Source organism: Anaerococcus marasmi (assembly GCF_900290195.1).
Lineage (GTDB): Bacteria > Bacillota > Clostridia > Tissierellales > Peptoniphilaceae > Anaerococcus > Anaerococcus marasmi.
Genome location: NZ_OLMF01000004.1, coordinates 1,260,106 through 1,274,009, shown reverse-complemented (window position 1 = coordinate 1,274,009; position 13,904 = coordinate 1,260,106). Strand labels below are relative to the sequence as shown.

Sequence of the window (13,904 nt, the reverse complement as noted above, 5' to 3'; positions counted from 1 at the left end):
TTATAACACAAGAGGAAAACAATGTATTTAGTATTTGATATTGGTGGCTCATCCACCAAGTATGCACTTATAGAAAATGAAAAAATAATTATGAAAGACTCAGAAAAAAGCCTTCCGACTATGAAAGAATTTTTAAAGTTTTTAGAAGAGACGATAGAATCTTTCCTTAAGGATTATGATATAGAAGCTATAGGATTTTCATCTCCTGGAACGGTGGATAGCAAAAGCCTTAAAGTAGGAGGATTAAGTGCTCTCAATTACTTGGCTGAGGAAAATTTTGCAAGTCTCATAGAAGATAAATATTCTATCCCGGTTGCTATTGAAAATGATGCAAACTGCGCAGCTCTTGGAGAAATCTATTACAAAAAACCTAAAGAAAATCTCCTGGCCTTTGTCATAATTGGCTCAGGTATAGGAGGGGCCCTAGTAAAAGATTCCAAAATCATTAGGGGCTTAAGTCTTGAAAGCGGGGAGTTTGGCTATATGCTCTTTAATGATTTTGGTAAAATCAAAAATCTATCCAGTCTAGGCACTTTGCCAAATGTAAGGCGTACTATAAAAGAAAAATACGGTATAGATTTGGACACATATGAAATATTTGATAAGTATCTTAAGAAAGAAAATCCTTTCTATGAAGAGGTAGATAAGATGTTTACCTATCTTGCCATGGGTTTATATAACATAGCCTATGCTATTAATCCAGAAGTAATCTACATAGGAGGGGCAATTTCTGAAGATGAGAGATTTATAAATTCTCTTAAAGAAAAATTACAAGATGATGTTTTCTCTGGAGTTAGCCTCAACATAAGACCGGTGTCGTTTTTTAATGATAATAATCTCTATGGAGCCTATGCAAATATTAAATTAAAAGAAGAAAGGATAAAAAATGATTAAATTTCCTAAGGATTTCCTATTTGGATCTGCAACATCCGCCTGCCAATCTGAAGGTGGGCAAGTTGATGGTAAGAGTGAAAGCATTTGGGACTATTGGTATGAGAAGGATCCCTATAAGTTCCACGATAGGATTGGACCAGAAAACACTTCAAACTTCTACTTTGAATACAAGGAAAATGTAGAGCTTTTAGAAAAAACAGGCCACAATTCCTTTAGGACTTCTATTTCCTGGGCAAGACTCATCCCTAAAATGGACGGTAAGGTTAATCTCAAGGCAGTGGAGTTTTACGAGAATTATTTTAAGGCAATCAAGGCTAAAGGAATCAAGCTTTTCGTAAATCTCTTCCATTTCGATATGCCTATGTATCTTCAAGAAATAGGGGGATGGGCAAACAAAGAAGTTGTTGATAGATATGTATCATATGCTAAGACTTGCTTTAAGCTTTTTGGTAAATACGCTGACTGTTTTTTTACCTTCAATGAGCCAATAGTTCATGTAGAATGTGGTTATCTATACCAATATCACTATCCTTGCGAAGTAAATCCCAAAAAGGCTGTCCAAGTTGCCTATAATACCCAGCTTGCCTCATCTTTGGCTATCAAAGCCCTAAGGGAAATAGATAGGGATAAGAAAATTGGAATAATTTTAAATCTAACCCCAGCCTATCCTAGAAGCGAGAATGAAAACGACCTAAAGGCTGCTGAGATTGCAGACTTATTTGCCCAAAAGTCCTTCCTCGATCCATCAGTTCTAGGAGTTTATCCTAAGAATCTTGTAGAAATAATAAAAAAAGAAGGGCTCATGCCAGAATACAGCCAAAAAGAGCTTGAAATAATAAAAGAAAATACTGTTGATTTTCTTGGAGTAAATTACTACCAACCCCTAAGAGTTAAGGAAAATCCTTATAAATATAAGGAAAGCGCAATCTTTATGCCGAGTAAATATTATCTTTCCTATGATATGCCAGGTAAGAGGATGAATCCATACAGGGGCTGGGAGATCTATCCAAAAGCCATCTATGATATAGCCATGAATATCAAAGAAAACTACAATAATATCGACTGGATGATTACAGAAAATGGCATGGGAGTAGAAAACGAGGAAAGATTTAGGGAAGATCATAGGATTGAGGACGATTACAGGATTGATTTTATCAAGGAACATCTGACCTATCTAAGTAAGGCTATTGACGAGGGTGCCAACTGCAAGGGTTACCACTTGTGGACCTTTATAGACAACTGGTCCTGGCTTAATGCTTATAAAAATAGATACGGACTTGTAGAATACAAGCTCGAAACAGGAGAAAGAGTAATCAAAAAATCAGGCCTTTGGTTTAAGAAGCTCAGCGAGGAGAGGGGATTCTAGGAAAAGTATTATCTATTTCAAATCAATTTTTAAAATTTAGAAAAATCCCTTATAATATAAGTAAGAACTATAAAGGAGTAAGTATGTACGGATCTATTGAATTGGGCGGAACCAAGATTAGGTGCGCCATTTTAGATGAAATCGGAAATATTGTCAAAGAAATTAGAGTAGAGACCAAGGATCCTGAGGAAAACATGAAGGATGTGGTGGATTTTCTTAAGAAAAATCCTGTAGAAAGCATTGGAATCGGAGCCTTCGGACCAATTGATGTGGATAAGGAGTCAAAGACTTATGGCTTTGTCCTAGAAACTCCAAAGAAGCTTTGGAGAAACTTTGACCTTCTAGGATCTATCAAGAAAGAACTCGACATACCTATTGGCTTTACTACAGATGTTGGAGCTAGTGGAATTGGTGAATATAGGTATGGAGCAGCCAAGGATAAGAGATCTTCCCTCTACCTAACTATAGGAACTGGAGTCGGTGGGTCTTATATCCAAGACGGGATTCTGCTTGAAGGATTTTCCCATCCTGAGATGGGACACATTGAGATTGTTAGAGAAGAAGGAGATGAGGTAGAAAGCTTTTGCGACTTCCATGATTCTTGCTTTGAAGGACTTTGTGCAGGACCTGCCCTTGAACTAAGGACTGGCCAAAGAGGAGAAAATCTCGATAAGGATGACCCAGCCTTTGATATCCTCGCCAAATATATAGCCAAGGGACTTATGACCTACACCATGATTCTAAGACCTCATATCATAATAATCGGAGGCGGAGTAGCTAATAAGGAAGGCATGATTGAAAAAATCAGAAGAGAATTTGAAAAATTAGATAATCACTATATAGATATTCCTAATGCGGATGAATATATAGTATTTCCAGAGCTTGGTAACGAAGCAGGACTAATCGGAGGTTATGTACTTGCCAAGGAAGCCTTAAAGGAAGAATAAAAATAAGCTCTCTCTTGGATGAATCCCAAGTGAGAGCTTTTACTTTACTTTCTTTTAGCTTCTAGTATTAGATTTTGTTTTAGATTCCACAAGTCTTGAGATAGGTCGACGTAGTAATTGTGTGGTTGGTCGAATCTCCTAACTTCTTCCCATAAGCTTTTAACTTCTTCTTTAGAATAAGTTGCAATTTCTTCAAGGCTTGGACTTTCGTAGACTAAATCTCCCTTATCGAAGATTTTTACTTGCATCTTTCGAGCTGTATAGTTTTCCATTCTTTTCATTTTCCAGGTAAAGAGTGGATCAAATATTACCATTGGTTTAGAATCGTCTAATTCTTCGCAAGCTAGGGCGATGTAGTCTGCCTCTGCCTTGCCAGTTTCTTTGTCGTAGAGTCTGTAGACTTTCTTCTCGCCTGGAGTTGTGATTTTTTCTACGTTTTCTGAGACCTTTATCTTAGCTTCGATCTTTCCTTCAGTCTCTATTGCTACAAGCTTGTAAACTCCACCGAATACTGGGTCTGATTTGGCTGTTATTAGCCTTTCCCCTATACCAAATGAGTCGATCTTTGCTCCTTGGGAGAGGAGGGATTCGATCTTGAACTCATCTAGGGAGTTACTAGCCACGATTTTGGCATCTTTGAAGCCATTTTCATCTAGGGTTTTCCTTATTTCCTTGGATAGGTAGGCCAAGTCTCCTGAGTCAATTCTTACTCCTCCACTAATTCCTTTTGGAACTAGTTCTTCCTCAAAGACTCTCATAGCATTAGGAAGGCCTGATCTTAGGGTATCATAGGTATCGATTAAGAGGATACAATTATCAGGATAGGACTTAGCATAGGTCTTAAAGGCCTCGTACTCCGTCGGAAAGGCCTGGATCCAAGAGTGGGCCATGGTACCACCTGCCTTAAACTTATATTTTTGGGCAGAGTAGGTGTTACTTGTAATAGGTGCCCCTCCTATATAGGCAGCCCTTGCTCCGTTTATGGAAGCATCTGCTCCCTGGGCGCGCCTTGCCCCAAATTCCATAACTAGCCTATCTCCAGCAGATCTTACGATCCTGTTAGTTTTGGTCGCAACAAGGGAGTTAAAGTTCATGGACAAGAGTAGGTAAGTCTCTATAATAGAACATTCTATAATAGGGGCCTTGACTGTAACTATAGGTTCGTTAGGAAACATTACAGAACCTTCAGGAAAGGCCCAAATATCTCCAGTAAATTTGAAATCTCTCAAATAATCAAGAAAACCCTCAGAAAAATCAGAATTTTCTCTAAAGTATTCGATGTCTTCTTCGCTAAAACTTAGATTCTTAACATATTCTATTATATCGTTAAGACCTGCGAAGATTGAAAATCCTGCATCATCTGGGTTTCTCCTATAGTAGGCATCAAAGACTGCTACTGTGTCTTTCATACCATTGTTAAAGTAAGCATTTGCCATAGTGAATTCATAAAAATCACTAAGCATGGTTAAGTTTCTATCTTCTTTCATAATCTCCTCGTTTTCTTTTTGCTTTTTAATATTATACCCTATTAGAGTAAGGATTAGATATTTTTTAACAAAAAGGGTAAAAGACTAGTAAAGACTTAGTTAAGAAGAGGAGAATGTATGTATATTTTTGATATAGACGGTACTTTGTTAAACACGATAGACTCAATTAGCTTTCATATAAATAAAACCTTGGAGGAATTTGGTCTAGCTAAGATTGATAAGGAGAAGGTTAGAGCCTTTGTGGGAAATGGTCCTGTAGTCTTGGTAAATAAGACCTTGGACTTTTTGGGGGTAAGTGATGAGGAAGACTTTAGGAATAAATTCCTAGACACTTACAACAAATCCTATGATGATGATCCAACCTATCTACTAAAGCCCTATGAAGGAATAAAGGAAAGCATTGATATCTTAAAGGACAGAGGGGAAATAATAGCTTGCTTTTCTAACAAACCAGATTCTACCTGCAAGAAGGTCATAAGCCATGTTTTCGGCAAGGATTATTTTGACTTTATCCTAGGATATAAGGAAAGTTATGAGAGAAAGCCATCTCCTGAAGGCATAATGATAATCAAGGAGAGATTCGGGGTTGATTTTTCTGATATTTTATACTTCGGAGATAGCGAAGTGGATATGAAGTGCGGGAAAAACTCTGGAATCTTTACTGTAGGATGTTCCTGGGGTTTTAGGTCAAGGGAAGTTCTCGAGAAAGAAAATCCAGACCTTATAATAGATGATCCAAAAGAGATTAAGGATATAAGGAGGGTATAATGGGAAAAGTAAAGCTTTGTAGGATTGACTCAAGATTATCTCACGGCAAGGTAGTTGAAATTTGGTCTAAGGAATTAGAAATCAAAACTGTAATCATAGCTAATGAAGAAGTAAGTGAGGATGATTTTAGAAAAAAGGTCATGGACCTTACTATTCCTGATGATATATCGTCCTACTACTTAAAGCCATCCGAAGTAGGAGCTTTCCTTAAAGATTATGATAAAGATGTATTCTTGATTGTTGATAGTGCCCAGGATTTAGAGGCTATAAGTAAGCAAAATATAGAAATTCCAGAAGTAAATATCGGGATAATCCATATGACTATTGGAAAGAGATCCCTAACCGAAGAAGTAGCAGTAGATGAAGATGACCTTAGAATATTTAGAGAGTTTTTAGAAAATGGGTCTGACGTCTACATTAGACTAAGCCCATATTCCCAAAGAATGGAGCTTAAGAATCTATTTGATAAAAATTAATAATAAAAAGGGGCTGTTGCAGAATGAATAAATCGTACCATTATCGTTAGAAGAACCTCTACGGAAAGTCTCAATAAGCCGACGGGCTAATCGCCTCCATCAGCCGGCAGGTGCGCCTCCTTCTGCCGGCAGGCATTTCTTGGCCTACCGGCTAGGAGAGGTAAAATTTCCTAAGAGAACCTTCTAACGATGGTACGATGATTATTCATAGTTTTGCAACAGCCCCTTTTTCATTACTCATCTTTCAAAGAAAATTTCTTCCTCATCCACATCTTCACTATAAAAAATAAAAGAATCATATAAAGTATTACAAGAAGGGTGATTAGTATAGAAAGATAATTTCTATTGTTCCCAAAATAAATACAAAGGGGAAAGATTAGCCCGAAAAATACAAGGCCTAAGCATATTGCGACCTTGCCAGCAAACTTATTTCCATAGTCCCAAGTTTTTTTAGAATAGCACACTTCCCAAACGTGAAAGCCAACAGCCATTTCAGGGTAGGAAGAGTGAAATTTTATTAAAAATATGCCGATATAAATACTGAAAATTAAAAGCAGGATATCGGTTATTATCAAAGGTCCCATATTTCACCTCACTTTCTAGTATTATACCAATAACAGCCCATTAAACGAGTCCATTTACTTCCTAAAAAATAATATTTATGTTATCCTTATTAAGAGGTGCTTATGAAAATACTAATAACTAGTGACTGGTACTATCCCGTTGTAAATGGAGTAGTTAGGTCAATATTAAATCTTAAAGAATATCTAGAAAATAGGGGTCATGAAGTAAAAGTTCTGACCCTTTCAAATACGATGAAGTCATACAAGGCGGAAAATATCTACTACATAGGAAGTCTTTCTGCGAGGAAAATTTATCCAGAGGCTCGTGTTAGCAATCTCTTGTCCAAAACTCATATAAAAGAATTAGAATGTTGGAATCCAGATATAATTCATTCTCAGTGTGAATTTTCGACCTTCATCATGGCTAAGACTATAGCTCATGATCTTAAAATCCCTATTATCCACACCTATCACACGATTTATGAGGATTATACTCATTATTTTATAGGGAATAAGACTATGGGGAAAAAGGCTGTTGCCCTTGCAAGCAAGAAGTTCTCAGACCTTTGCAATGGACTTATAGCGCCTAGTGAGAAGACGGCAGGGCTTCTTAGAGAATATGGAGTGGAGGATGGAAAGATTTCTGTAATAGCTACAGGAATCCGTATACCAGATCTCCTATATGAAAATCCTAGGAGGGATTTGGGGATTGATGAGAAGGAAAAAATCCTCCTCTACCTTGGTAGGATAGGCAAAGAGAAAAATATAGAAGAACTTGTAGAGTTTTATCAAAAGATAGAAGATCCCGATATCAAGCTTTACATAGTTGGCGGAGGTCCCCACCTAGATAATCTTATGGAATTTTCTAGAAGTTTTCCCAAAAAGGTCAATTTCCTAGGAATGGTTAATCCGGAAGATGTAAATAAATACTATCAGATGGCAGATGTCTTCGTCTCAGGCTCTACTTCAGAGACCCAAGGCCTTACCTATTATGAGGCCCTATCAAATGGAACTGTTGCAGTGTGTAGGAAGGACGAGGCTCTTTGTGGGGTGATTATTAATGGATACAATGGATATGTATATGAGAGCTTCGAAGATTTTGAAAAGATTATAAATAAGGTTTTAAATAAAGAATTTAAGACCTATCTTTCTAAAAACGCTAGATCCTATGCCATAGAGAACTTCTCCATCGAGGCCTTTGGAGAAAAATGTGAGAGTCTTTACCGAAAAGCGATTGAAGAGTACGAGTATGAAAGTTTTAATATATTCAAAAGATTATGATAAAGTAAAAGAAAGCGGAGTGGGCAAGGCCATAGATCATCAGAAGAAAGCCTTGGCCAAGATAGGATTTGATTTTACTACAGATGAGAGAGAGGACTTTGACCTAGTCCATATCAATACCGTCCTTCCAGGGGCCGTTACCTTTGCTAAGAAGGCTAAGAAAAGAGGGAAAAAGATAGTCTATCATGGCCATTCTACCATGGAGGATTTTAGAAATTCATTTATTTTTTCAAATGAGCTAGCTCCCCTTTTTAAAAAATGGCTAGTCCACGCCTACAAGCTAGGAGACTTAGTCCTTACTCCGAGCGAATATTCTAAAAACATCCTAGAAACTTATGGTATAGATAGAGAGATTTGTGTCATCTCCAATGGAATCGACCTTGACTTCTGGAAGCAAAAAGACGGAGATAGGGATAAGTTTTATGAAAAATACGGACTTGATAAAAATAAGAAATCAATAATTTCCGTAGGTCTTCCCATCAAGAGAAAGGGCATAGATGATTTTATAAGGCTAGGTCAAAGCCTTCCCCAATATCAATTTCTTTGGTTCGGAAAGCTCGATAAGGCCTTGATGAGCCCAAATATCAAAAAACTTATAGACAAAGCTCCTTCCAATGTAAGCTTTCCTGGTTATGTGACTAGCGACGAATTGAGGCTTGCCTATTCTGGATCTGATCTTTATCTTTTCCTAACTCATGAAGAGACTGAAGGAATTGTCCTACTAGAAGCCCTTGCTACTAGGGCAGATATTCTAATTAGAGATATAGAGATATTTGAGAAGGACTATGAAGATGGAGTTAATATCTACAAGGGAGATAGCCTAGAAGATTTTGAGGAGAAGATAATAGGTATTTGCGAAGGGAGGCTAAAATCTCTTAAGGATTTTGCCTACAAGAAGGCCTGTGATAAATCTATAGAAAAAACAGGGAGAAAACTTGTGGAAATATATGAAAGGTTGATGAATAATGAGATCAGTTGTTAAGCTTTTAGCTTATATCCTACTAGCAGTACTTGTGCCAAGCCTTATAATGGGTGCGGTAAGTCTTTTGGGCGCTTCTAATATTGTTGTAATCATAAGCCAATTTGTGATAATGATAATTATGGTGTTTGCCTTTACCAAATCCTTTGACTATATGAGAAGATACGAGAAAAATACCATGGATATGATGGAAAGGGCGAAAACTGTCGGAGAGCTTAGAAAGCTTAGGGAAGAAAGACTTTCCTATAAGTCCAAGGCTATGATTACAAATGAAATACTAAATAGGGAATTTTCCGAAGAAGAAGCTGAAAAGCTCAAAAAATACACCAACTCCACAGAAGATATGAAGCATTACTATTCAGCCCTCATATCGAATTCTTCTGGAAAGAGACGAGAAGAGCTTAAGATAAGAAGAGATAATTTCAAGAAAAAATACGGAAAGAAGACTATGGTATATCCCGACTTTAGGGAAAATCTTAAGACTTGTGGAAAATGGCTGGGCCTATTTTTCCTTTTAGCCATATTTTTTGCTTCTATTAAATCTCGGGTTTCTGGAAATCCAGGATTTGCTATGTTTATCTATATAATCCAAATTATTATGCTATCTGCTTTTATGATCAATGCCATAATTTGGCTTATAAGATGCGTCGTATCCTTTTGGGATAGGAAATTTATCTAAGAAAATTGCAAGGAAACTTGCTTTTTTTTATTTGTGATAAATTCATTCTTATAATATTATCATAAATATATTCAATAAATAAATTCAAGAAATTAAAATAATCAAACTTTACTTTACAAATATCAAAGAGGAAGTATAATTTTATCAAAAGGGAGGTTCTATGATTAATAAATGTCCAAATTGTGGTGATGAAATGGTGATCACCTCTTATAGATGCAATTCATGCTATACAGAAGTTACAGGTGAATTTGAAATTGATAAGTTTCAAAGATTAGATAAAGAAGATAAAGAATTTATTGAGTTATTTTTACAAAAAAGAGGTTCTATAAAGGATGTTGGAGAAGAGATTGGAATTTCTTATCCGACAGTAAGAAATAGAATCGATAGGATAGTATCAAAACTTGGAGGAACTGTCGATAAGAAGGCAGGCAGGATTGATATCCTAAACATGCTAGATAATGGAGAAATTACTGCAGAAAAGGCTAAAAGCCTACTAGAGGAGCTTAAAGATGAATGATGAAAAACAAATGATTTTAAATATGCTCAAAGAAGGAAAAATCACTGTAGAAGAAGCAAGTGACCTCATAGAAGCATTAGGTAAAAACAACAGAAAAAACGACAATCTTACAAACAAAATTACAGGGGCAGTTGATAATATAATAAAAAAAGCAACCGATACAATCCAATCTATCGACCTCGATCAAACCCTTGACTTAAGTCAATTTAATATTAAGGGAGATTACAACACCCAAAAGGAAACTAGAATCGATGATGAGATCAATCATATCGAAATTGACATAGTAAATGGCGATATAGAAATCGATAGATCTGATGATAATACGATTGTTATTAGCCAAAGTATCTGGGCTAAGAAGGCTGATCTTAATGATTTTCTAGATATTGAAGTTAAGGATGACCTCCTTACGATCTCAATTAATGAAAATTACAAAAATATCCAAGCAAGTTCAGATATTAGACTAAGTCTTGGAAGTAACTTATATGAATCCCTAGACATCAACCAAGTAAATGGCAAGGTCGATATATCAGACGTTGATTTTAATAATCTTGACTTAAACAATGTAAATGGCAAGATCCTTCTTATTAACATCAAGGGTGCTGTTAATGTAAACAACGTAAATGGCAAGATTGATGTCAAGAATATCTTTGGTCCAGTAGATATAGAAAATGTGAATGGACCAATCTACCTATACAATATTTCTGGAGAATATGCTGATGTTTCAACTGTAAATGGCAATATCAGAGTAGATGGACTATCTTCAGAAAAGCTTAAGGCAAAGTCAAACGCAGGAAATATCAGAGTCTTTAATATCAAAAATACCAAAGACATTGACCTTGATTCAGGTTTTGGCAATATGGTAGTGGATACAACAGATTTCGATGGAGTTATCAGAGCTAATGTTGAAAGCAAGGCAATAAATATTACAGAAAAATTTGCCAACAAAATCCAAGATGGAAAGGGCTACGAGATAAGCACAAGCACAGAAGAGCCTGACCTTAGGATAAAGATTGATTCTTCATTTGGAAAGATTTCTCTAAGATAGACAAACAAAAGACCCGCGGCAAGCGGGTTTTCTTATGCTTATTTTCCCGATTAGCGAAGGAAGATAAGCAAGGAGCAAAACTGAGGGTTAGGTTTTGCTTGTGGAAAATAGAGCCATAATTTAAGGAAGAGTACGTCTGTAATGAAAATTAATTTGTTTACTCTATTTTCTCTATATCTATAATAGAATAGATTTGTTTCTTTACTTACAAATTCATGTAAAGTTTATGTAAAAAATTATATTAAAATTAATAGAGTTTTAGATTTTTCATGTTATAATAGAGCTAAGAGAGAATATATTATGGGATTTGCCTTATTTACGACAATCGAGCTTTTGATTTTTCTAATCGGCCAAGCTATCGATTTCAAAAACAAAAAACAATTGAATATTCTAGCTGGACTGATGTTTTTTATAATGTTTGTCTTCGCAGGAGTCAGAGGCTCTGGTGATGCGGACTATTATAATTATTTGTGGTTTGTTAAAGACTTGGGAGTAGACTACACAAGGCTTTTTGATTTTACATATCCTGTGGAGTTTGCCTTTAGATTTTTTGCCCTTCTGGTAAATACCTTAGGGCTATCCAGGCAGTGGGTTATAGTTATAATGAACCTATGTTCAATTCTTCCTATAGCCTATATTTCAATCAAAGAGTCAGCTAACCCCTTCCTTTCGGCTATAATATTTTTGCCTATCTTTATCCAATTTGATATGCAAACATCAAGGACGGCATCAGCTATAGGACTAAGCTTTTTGGCAAGTTACTTTGTCTCTAAAAAGAAGTATTTTAGGTCGATTCTTTTTTTTGTTTTTTCACTTGCCTTTCACAAGTCAGCTATGATCATGCTTCCATTCTTGATATTGATTAACTTTAGGATAGGAAACTTATTTAAGATAATTACGGCAGGTTTTGGCCTTGTGGTGAGTCTCTTTTCCTTAAGAGTTTTTAGCCTAGTAGCTATAATCGTATCCAAGATGGGTCTTGGGGTGATTTCTAGAAAGATTGATACTTATGTATTTTCGGGAGGTATGTTTGCCTTTCCGATGAAGTTATATGATCCAAGGATTATCTTTGGCCTAATGCTTTTCGCCTTTTCTTTGATGTATTTTAACAAATACAGCTTTAGGAAAAACTCGATGATTGAAATTAGCTCCAAGGCCATGTGGTTTGGTCTAATAGTATTTCTAGTCTTTAGGTCGTCTACGGCAGTTGCCTTTAGATTTGGGAACTTTTTTACAGTTTATCAAATGATTTTTATTCCTGAAATAATCAAGGAAGCAAAAAAGGATGATAGGTTGGGTGTTATAATTATTGCCTTATCTATAATACTTTTCGTCCTACCCTATGCAGGATTTTTGATGATGAAGGCTCCTTCTTACGACTTTTTCTTTACTAATCTTAATGCAATACATTCACTAAAATAAAAGAGGAAATTATGAGAAAAATTACTACAGAACATTTACTTAAACAAGCAAAACGAAATATCTTACTTATAATAATCCCGGCCCTTCTTGTTTTTGGCCTAGTCTTATCTAAGACTTTGATTAAGGATTCTAAAAACTTTGAGGCTACATCCATGCTCATGGTTACTGGAGAAAATAAGGATGATGCTATAAGTTATAACAACATAATATTAAATGAGAAGCTTGCTAATATTTACAGCAATTTCTTAGAATCAAGCGATTTATATGAAGCTGTAAGCAAAAAACTAGGCCAAGATTATGATCCAGAAGATATAAAATCAAATCTTGATTATGAGGTTAACCCTCAAGGTGGAGTAATATCTTTTACCTATACAGATACGAATGAAGACAGGGCAAGCGACACCCTAACATTGGTTACAGAAGAGTTCAGGACCTATGCCCTAAACTTCTTAAATATGGATAATATAGAATATCTTCAAAAGACCAAGGTTGACGCTCCTTCAAAGATTAAGGGAATCATATTTTCCATCTTAGGCCTTGTCGCTGGAGCTCTTCTGGGGATTCTTATAACTATAATAAAGGAAATTCTTTCAGATAAAATAAGAGATGCGAAAGATATAGAAGATTTGGGCATTAGAGTTTTGGGAGACCTTACTAAAGATTCTAAGACAGCAATCTATAAGACGAAGGCAAGTATAGACTATCTTACAGAAAACTCAGTTATTGGAATAACTTCCCTAAATCCTAAAAAATCCACCTATGACTTTACTGAAAAACTAGCCCTCGCCATGTCTACATCCTTCGGACTTTGCCTTATCGATTCTTTGGCAGAAAATAAAGTGGTAGACAAAAAGTACGAGTCAAACGAAGAAGATATCAAATTAATCAGATATAAGGGAGTGGATTTTATCAAACTAAGAGAAAAATCTCTGGATATTTTAGATTCTTACGTATTTGAAGATAAGATTTACGAGCTAAGAGATACCTACAACTATGTTTTAATCAATGAATCAAGCCTTGATAGCTTGGAAGCTATGGTAGGCTTAAGATATGAGGATTATAGGATAGTTGTTGCTAACGACCCACACATAGGAAGAGAAGAATTAGTAAGAAAGATCAATTCCATAGAAGATATGGGATGTAAGATTTTGGGAGTGATTTACGATAAATAGAAAATTAATACTAGGGCTTAGCCTGATACTTCTTACTTCTTGTAAAAAGGATAAGCCCTACCAAAAACAAGATATAGAGATTAGACAAAGAACTTATAGAGAGAAGGAAAGTGACCTAAGTCCTGAGCTTAGTTATCTAGTAAATGAAGATTCCAATCTCTATGGGGATAAAGATGGTGATGTTATAGTTGACACGCTAGATAAGGGATCTGTCGTAAAGATGATCGATCCAACAGACGAGAAATTTGCCTTAATTGATTTTAATGGCAACATTTCCTACATCGAAAAGTCTAAGCTTTCTGACTTTT

At 35.8% G+C, this 13,904-nt stretch carries 14 protein-coding genes; 12 read left to right on the top strand and 2 right to left on the bottom strand.

What is annotated here, in order from left to right; all coding sequences use genetic code 11:
• Positions 1–21: 21 nt before the first annotated feature.
• The 3 genes from C7D97_RS06680 to C7D97_RS06670 all read left to right on the top strand — a co-directional run bounded on the left by C7D97_RS06680 (position 22) and on the right by C7D97_RS06670 (position 3,207).
• Positions 22–894 (top strand): ROK family protein, encoded by an 873-nt coding sequence (locus tag C7D97_RS06680; protein ID WP_105301299.1) that lies wholly within the window; start codon positions 22–24, stop codon positions 892–894.
• Positions 887–2,260: a glycoside hydrolase family 1 protein gene (locus C7D97_RS06675; protein ID WP_105301298.1), complete on the top strand. Its 1,374-nt coding sequence runs from the start codon at positions 887–889 to the stop codon at positions 2,258–2,260. Before C7D97_RS06680 ends, C7D97_RS06675 begins: the two co-directional genes overlap by 8 nt.
• Before the next feature lie 83 nt (positions 2,261–2,343).
• On the top strand, positions 2,344–3,207 hold the full coding sequence (locus C7D97_RS06670; protein ID WP_105301297.1) for an ROK family protein: 864 nt from the start codon (positions 2,344–2,346) through the stop codon (positions 3,205–3,207).
• Positions 3,208–3,251: 44 nt separating this feature from the next.
• Here the strand turns inward: C7D97_RS06670 and C7D97_RS06665 are convergent, their stop codons facing one another.
• Complete coding sequence (locus tag C7D97_RS06665; protein ID WP_105301296.1) at positions 3,252–4,694, bottom strand: nicotinate phosphoribosyltransferase; 1,443 nt, start codon at positions 4,692–4,694, stop codon at positions 3,252–3,254.
• Positions 4,695–4,811: 117 nt separating this feature from the next.
• Between C7D97_RS06665 and C7D97_RS06660 the strand changes: the two genes are divergently transcribed.
• Both C7D97_RS06660 and C7D97_RS06655 read left to right on the top strand, forming a co-directional pair.
• Positions 4,812–5,462: an HAD family hydrolase gene (locus tag C7D97_RS06660; protein ID WP_105301295.1), complete on the top strand. Its 651-nt coding sequence runs from the start codon at positions 4,812–4,814 to the stop codon at positions 5,460–5,462.
• Positions 5,462–5,938 (top strand): PTS sugar transporter subunit IIB, encoded by a 477-nt coding sequence (locus C7D97_RS06655; RefSeq protein ID WP_105301294.1) that lies wholly within the window; start codon positions 5,462–5,464, stop codon positions 5,936–5,938. The genes C7D97_RS06660 and C7D97_RS06655 overlap by 1 nt, the downstream gene beginning before the upstream one ends.
• A gap of 233 nt (positions 5,939–6,171) precedes the next feature.
• Here C7D97_RS06655 and C7D97_RS06650 read toward each other — a convergent pair whose 3' ends face one another.
• Positions 6,172–6,429, bottom strand: coding sequence for an SdpI family protein (locus tag C7D97_RS06650; protein ID WP_338024817.1), 258 nt, complete (start codon positions 6,427–6,429; stop codon positions 6,172–6,174).
• Positions 6,430–6,624: 195 nt separating this feature from the next.
• Between C7D97_RS06650 and C7D97_RS06645 the strand changes: the two genes are divergently transcribed.
• The 7 genes from C7D97_RS06645 (at position 6,625) to C7D97_RS06615 (ending at position 13,596) form a co-directional block, all read left to right on the top strand.
• Complete coding sequence (locus C7D97_RS06645) at positions 6,625–7,782, top strand: glycosyltransferase (protein WP_105301292.1); 1,158 nt, start codon at positions 6,625–6,627, stop codon at positions 7,780–7,782.
• On the top strand, positions 7,751–8,764 hold the full coding sequence (locus tag C7D97_RS06640; protein WP_105301291.1) for an LTA glycolipid anchor biosynthesis glycosyltransferase, IagA/BgsA family: 1,014 nt from the start codon (positions 7,751–7,753) through the stop codon (positions 8,762–8,764). Before C7D97_RS06645 ends, C7D97_RS06640 begins: the two co-directional genes overlap by 32 nt.
• The gene (locus C7D97_RS06635; protein ID WP_105301290.1) at positions 8,748–9,440 is read left to right on the top strand and encodes a hypothetical protein; all 693 of its coding nucleotides are present in this window, start codon (positions 8,748–8,750) and stop codon (positions 9,438–9,440) included. Before C7D97_RS06640 ends, C7D97_RS06635 begins: the two co-directional genes overlap by 17 nt.
• A gap of 160 nt (positions 9,441–9,600) precedes the next feature.
• Positions 9,601–9,957 carry a DUF2089 domain-containing protein gene (locus C7D97_RS06630; protein ID WP_105301289.1) on the top strand — a complete coding sequence of 119 codons (357 nt, stop codon included), beginning with the start codon at positions 9,601–9,603 and terminating at the stop codon, positions 9,955–9,957.
• Positions 9,950–11,002 (top strand): DUF4097 family beta strand repeat-containing protein, encoded by a 1,053-nt coding sequence (locus tag C7D97_RS06625; RefSeq protein ID WP_105301288.1) that lies wholly within the window; start codon positions 9,950–9,952, stop codon positions 11,000–11,002. Before C7D97_RS06630 ends, C7D97_RS06625 begins: the two co-directional genes overlap by 8 nt.
• Positions 11,003–11,302: 300 nt before the next feature.
• Positions 11,303–12,424 (top strand): EpsG family protein, encoded by a 1,122-nt coding sequence (locus tag C7D97_RS06620; RefSeq protein ID WP_105301287.1) that lies wholly within the window; start codon positions 11,303–11,305, stop codon positions 12,422–12,424.
• Positions 12,425–12,435: 11 nt separating this feature from the next.
• Complete coding sequence (locus C7D97_RS06615) at positions 12,436–13,596, top strand: YveK family protein (protein WP_105301286.1); 1,161 nt, start codon at positions 12,436–12,438, stop codon at positions 13,594–13,596.
• The last annotated feature ends 308 nt before the right edge of the window (positions 13,597–13,904 follow it).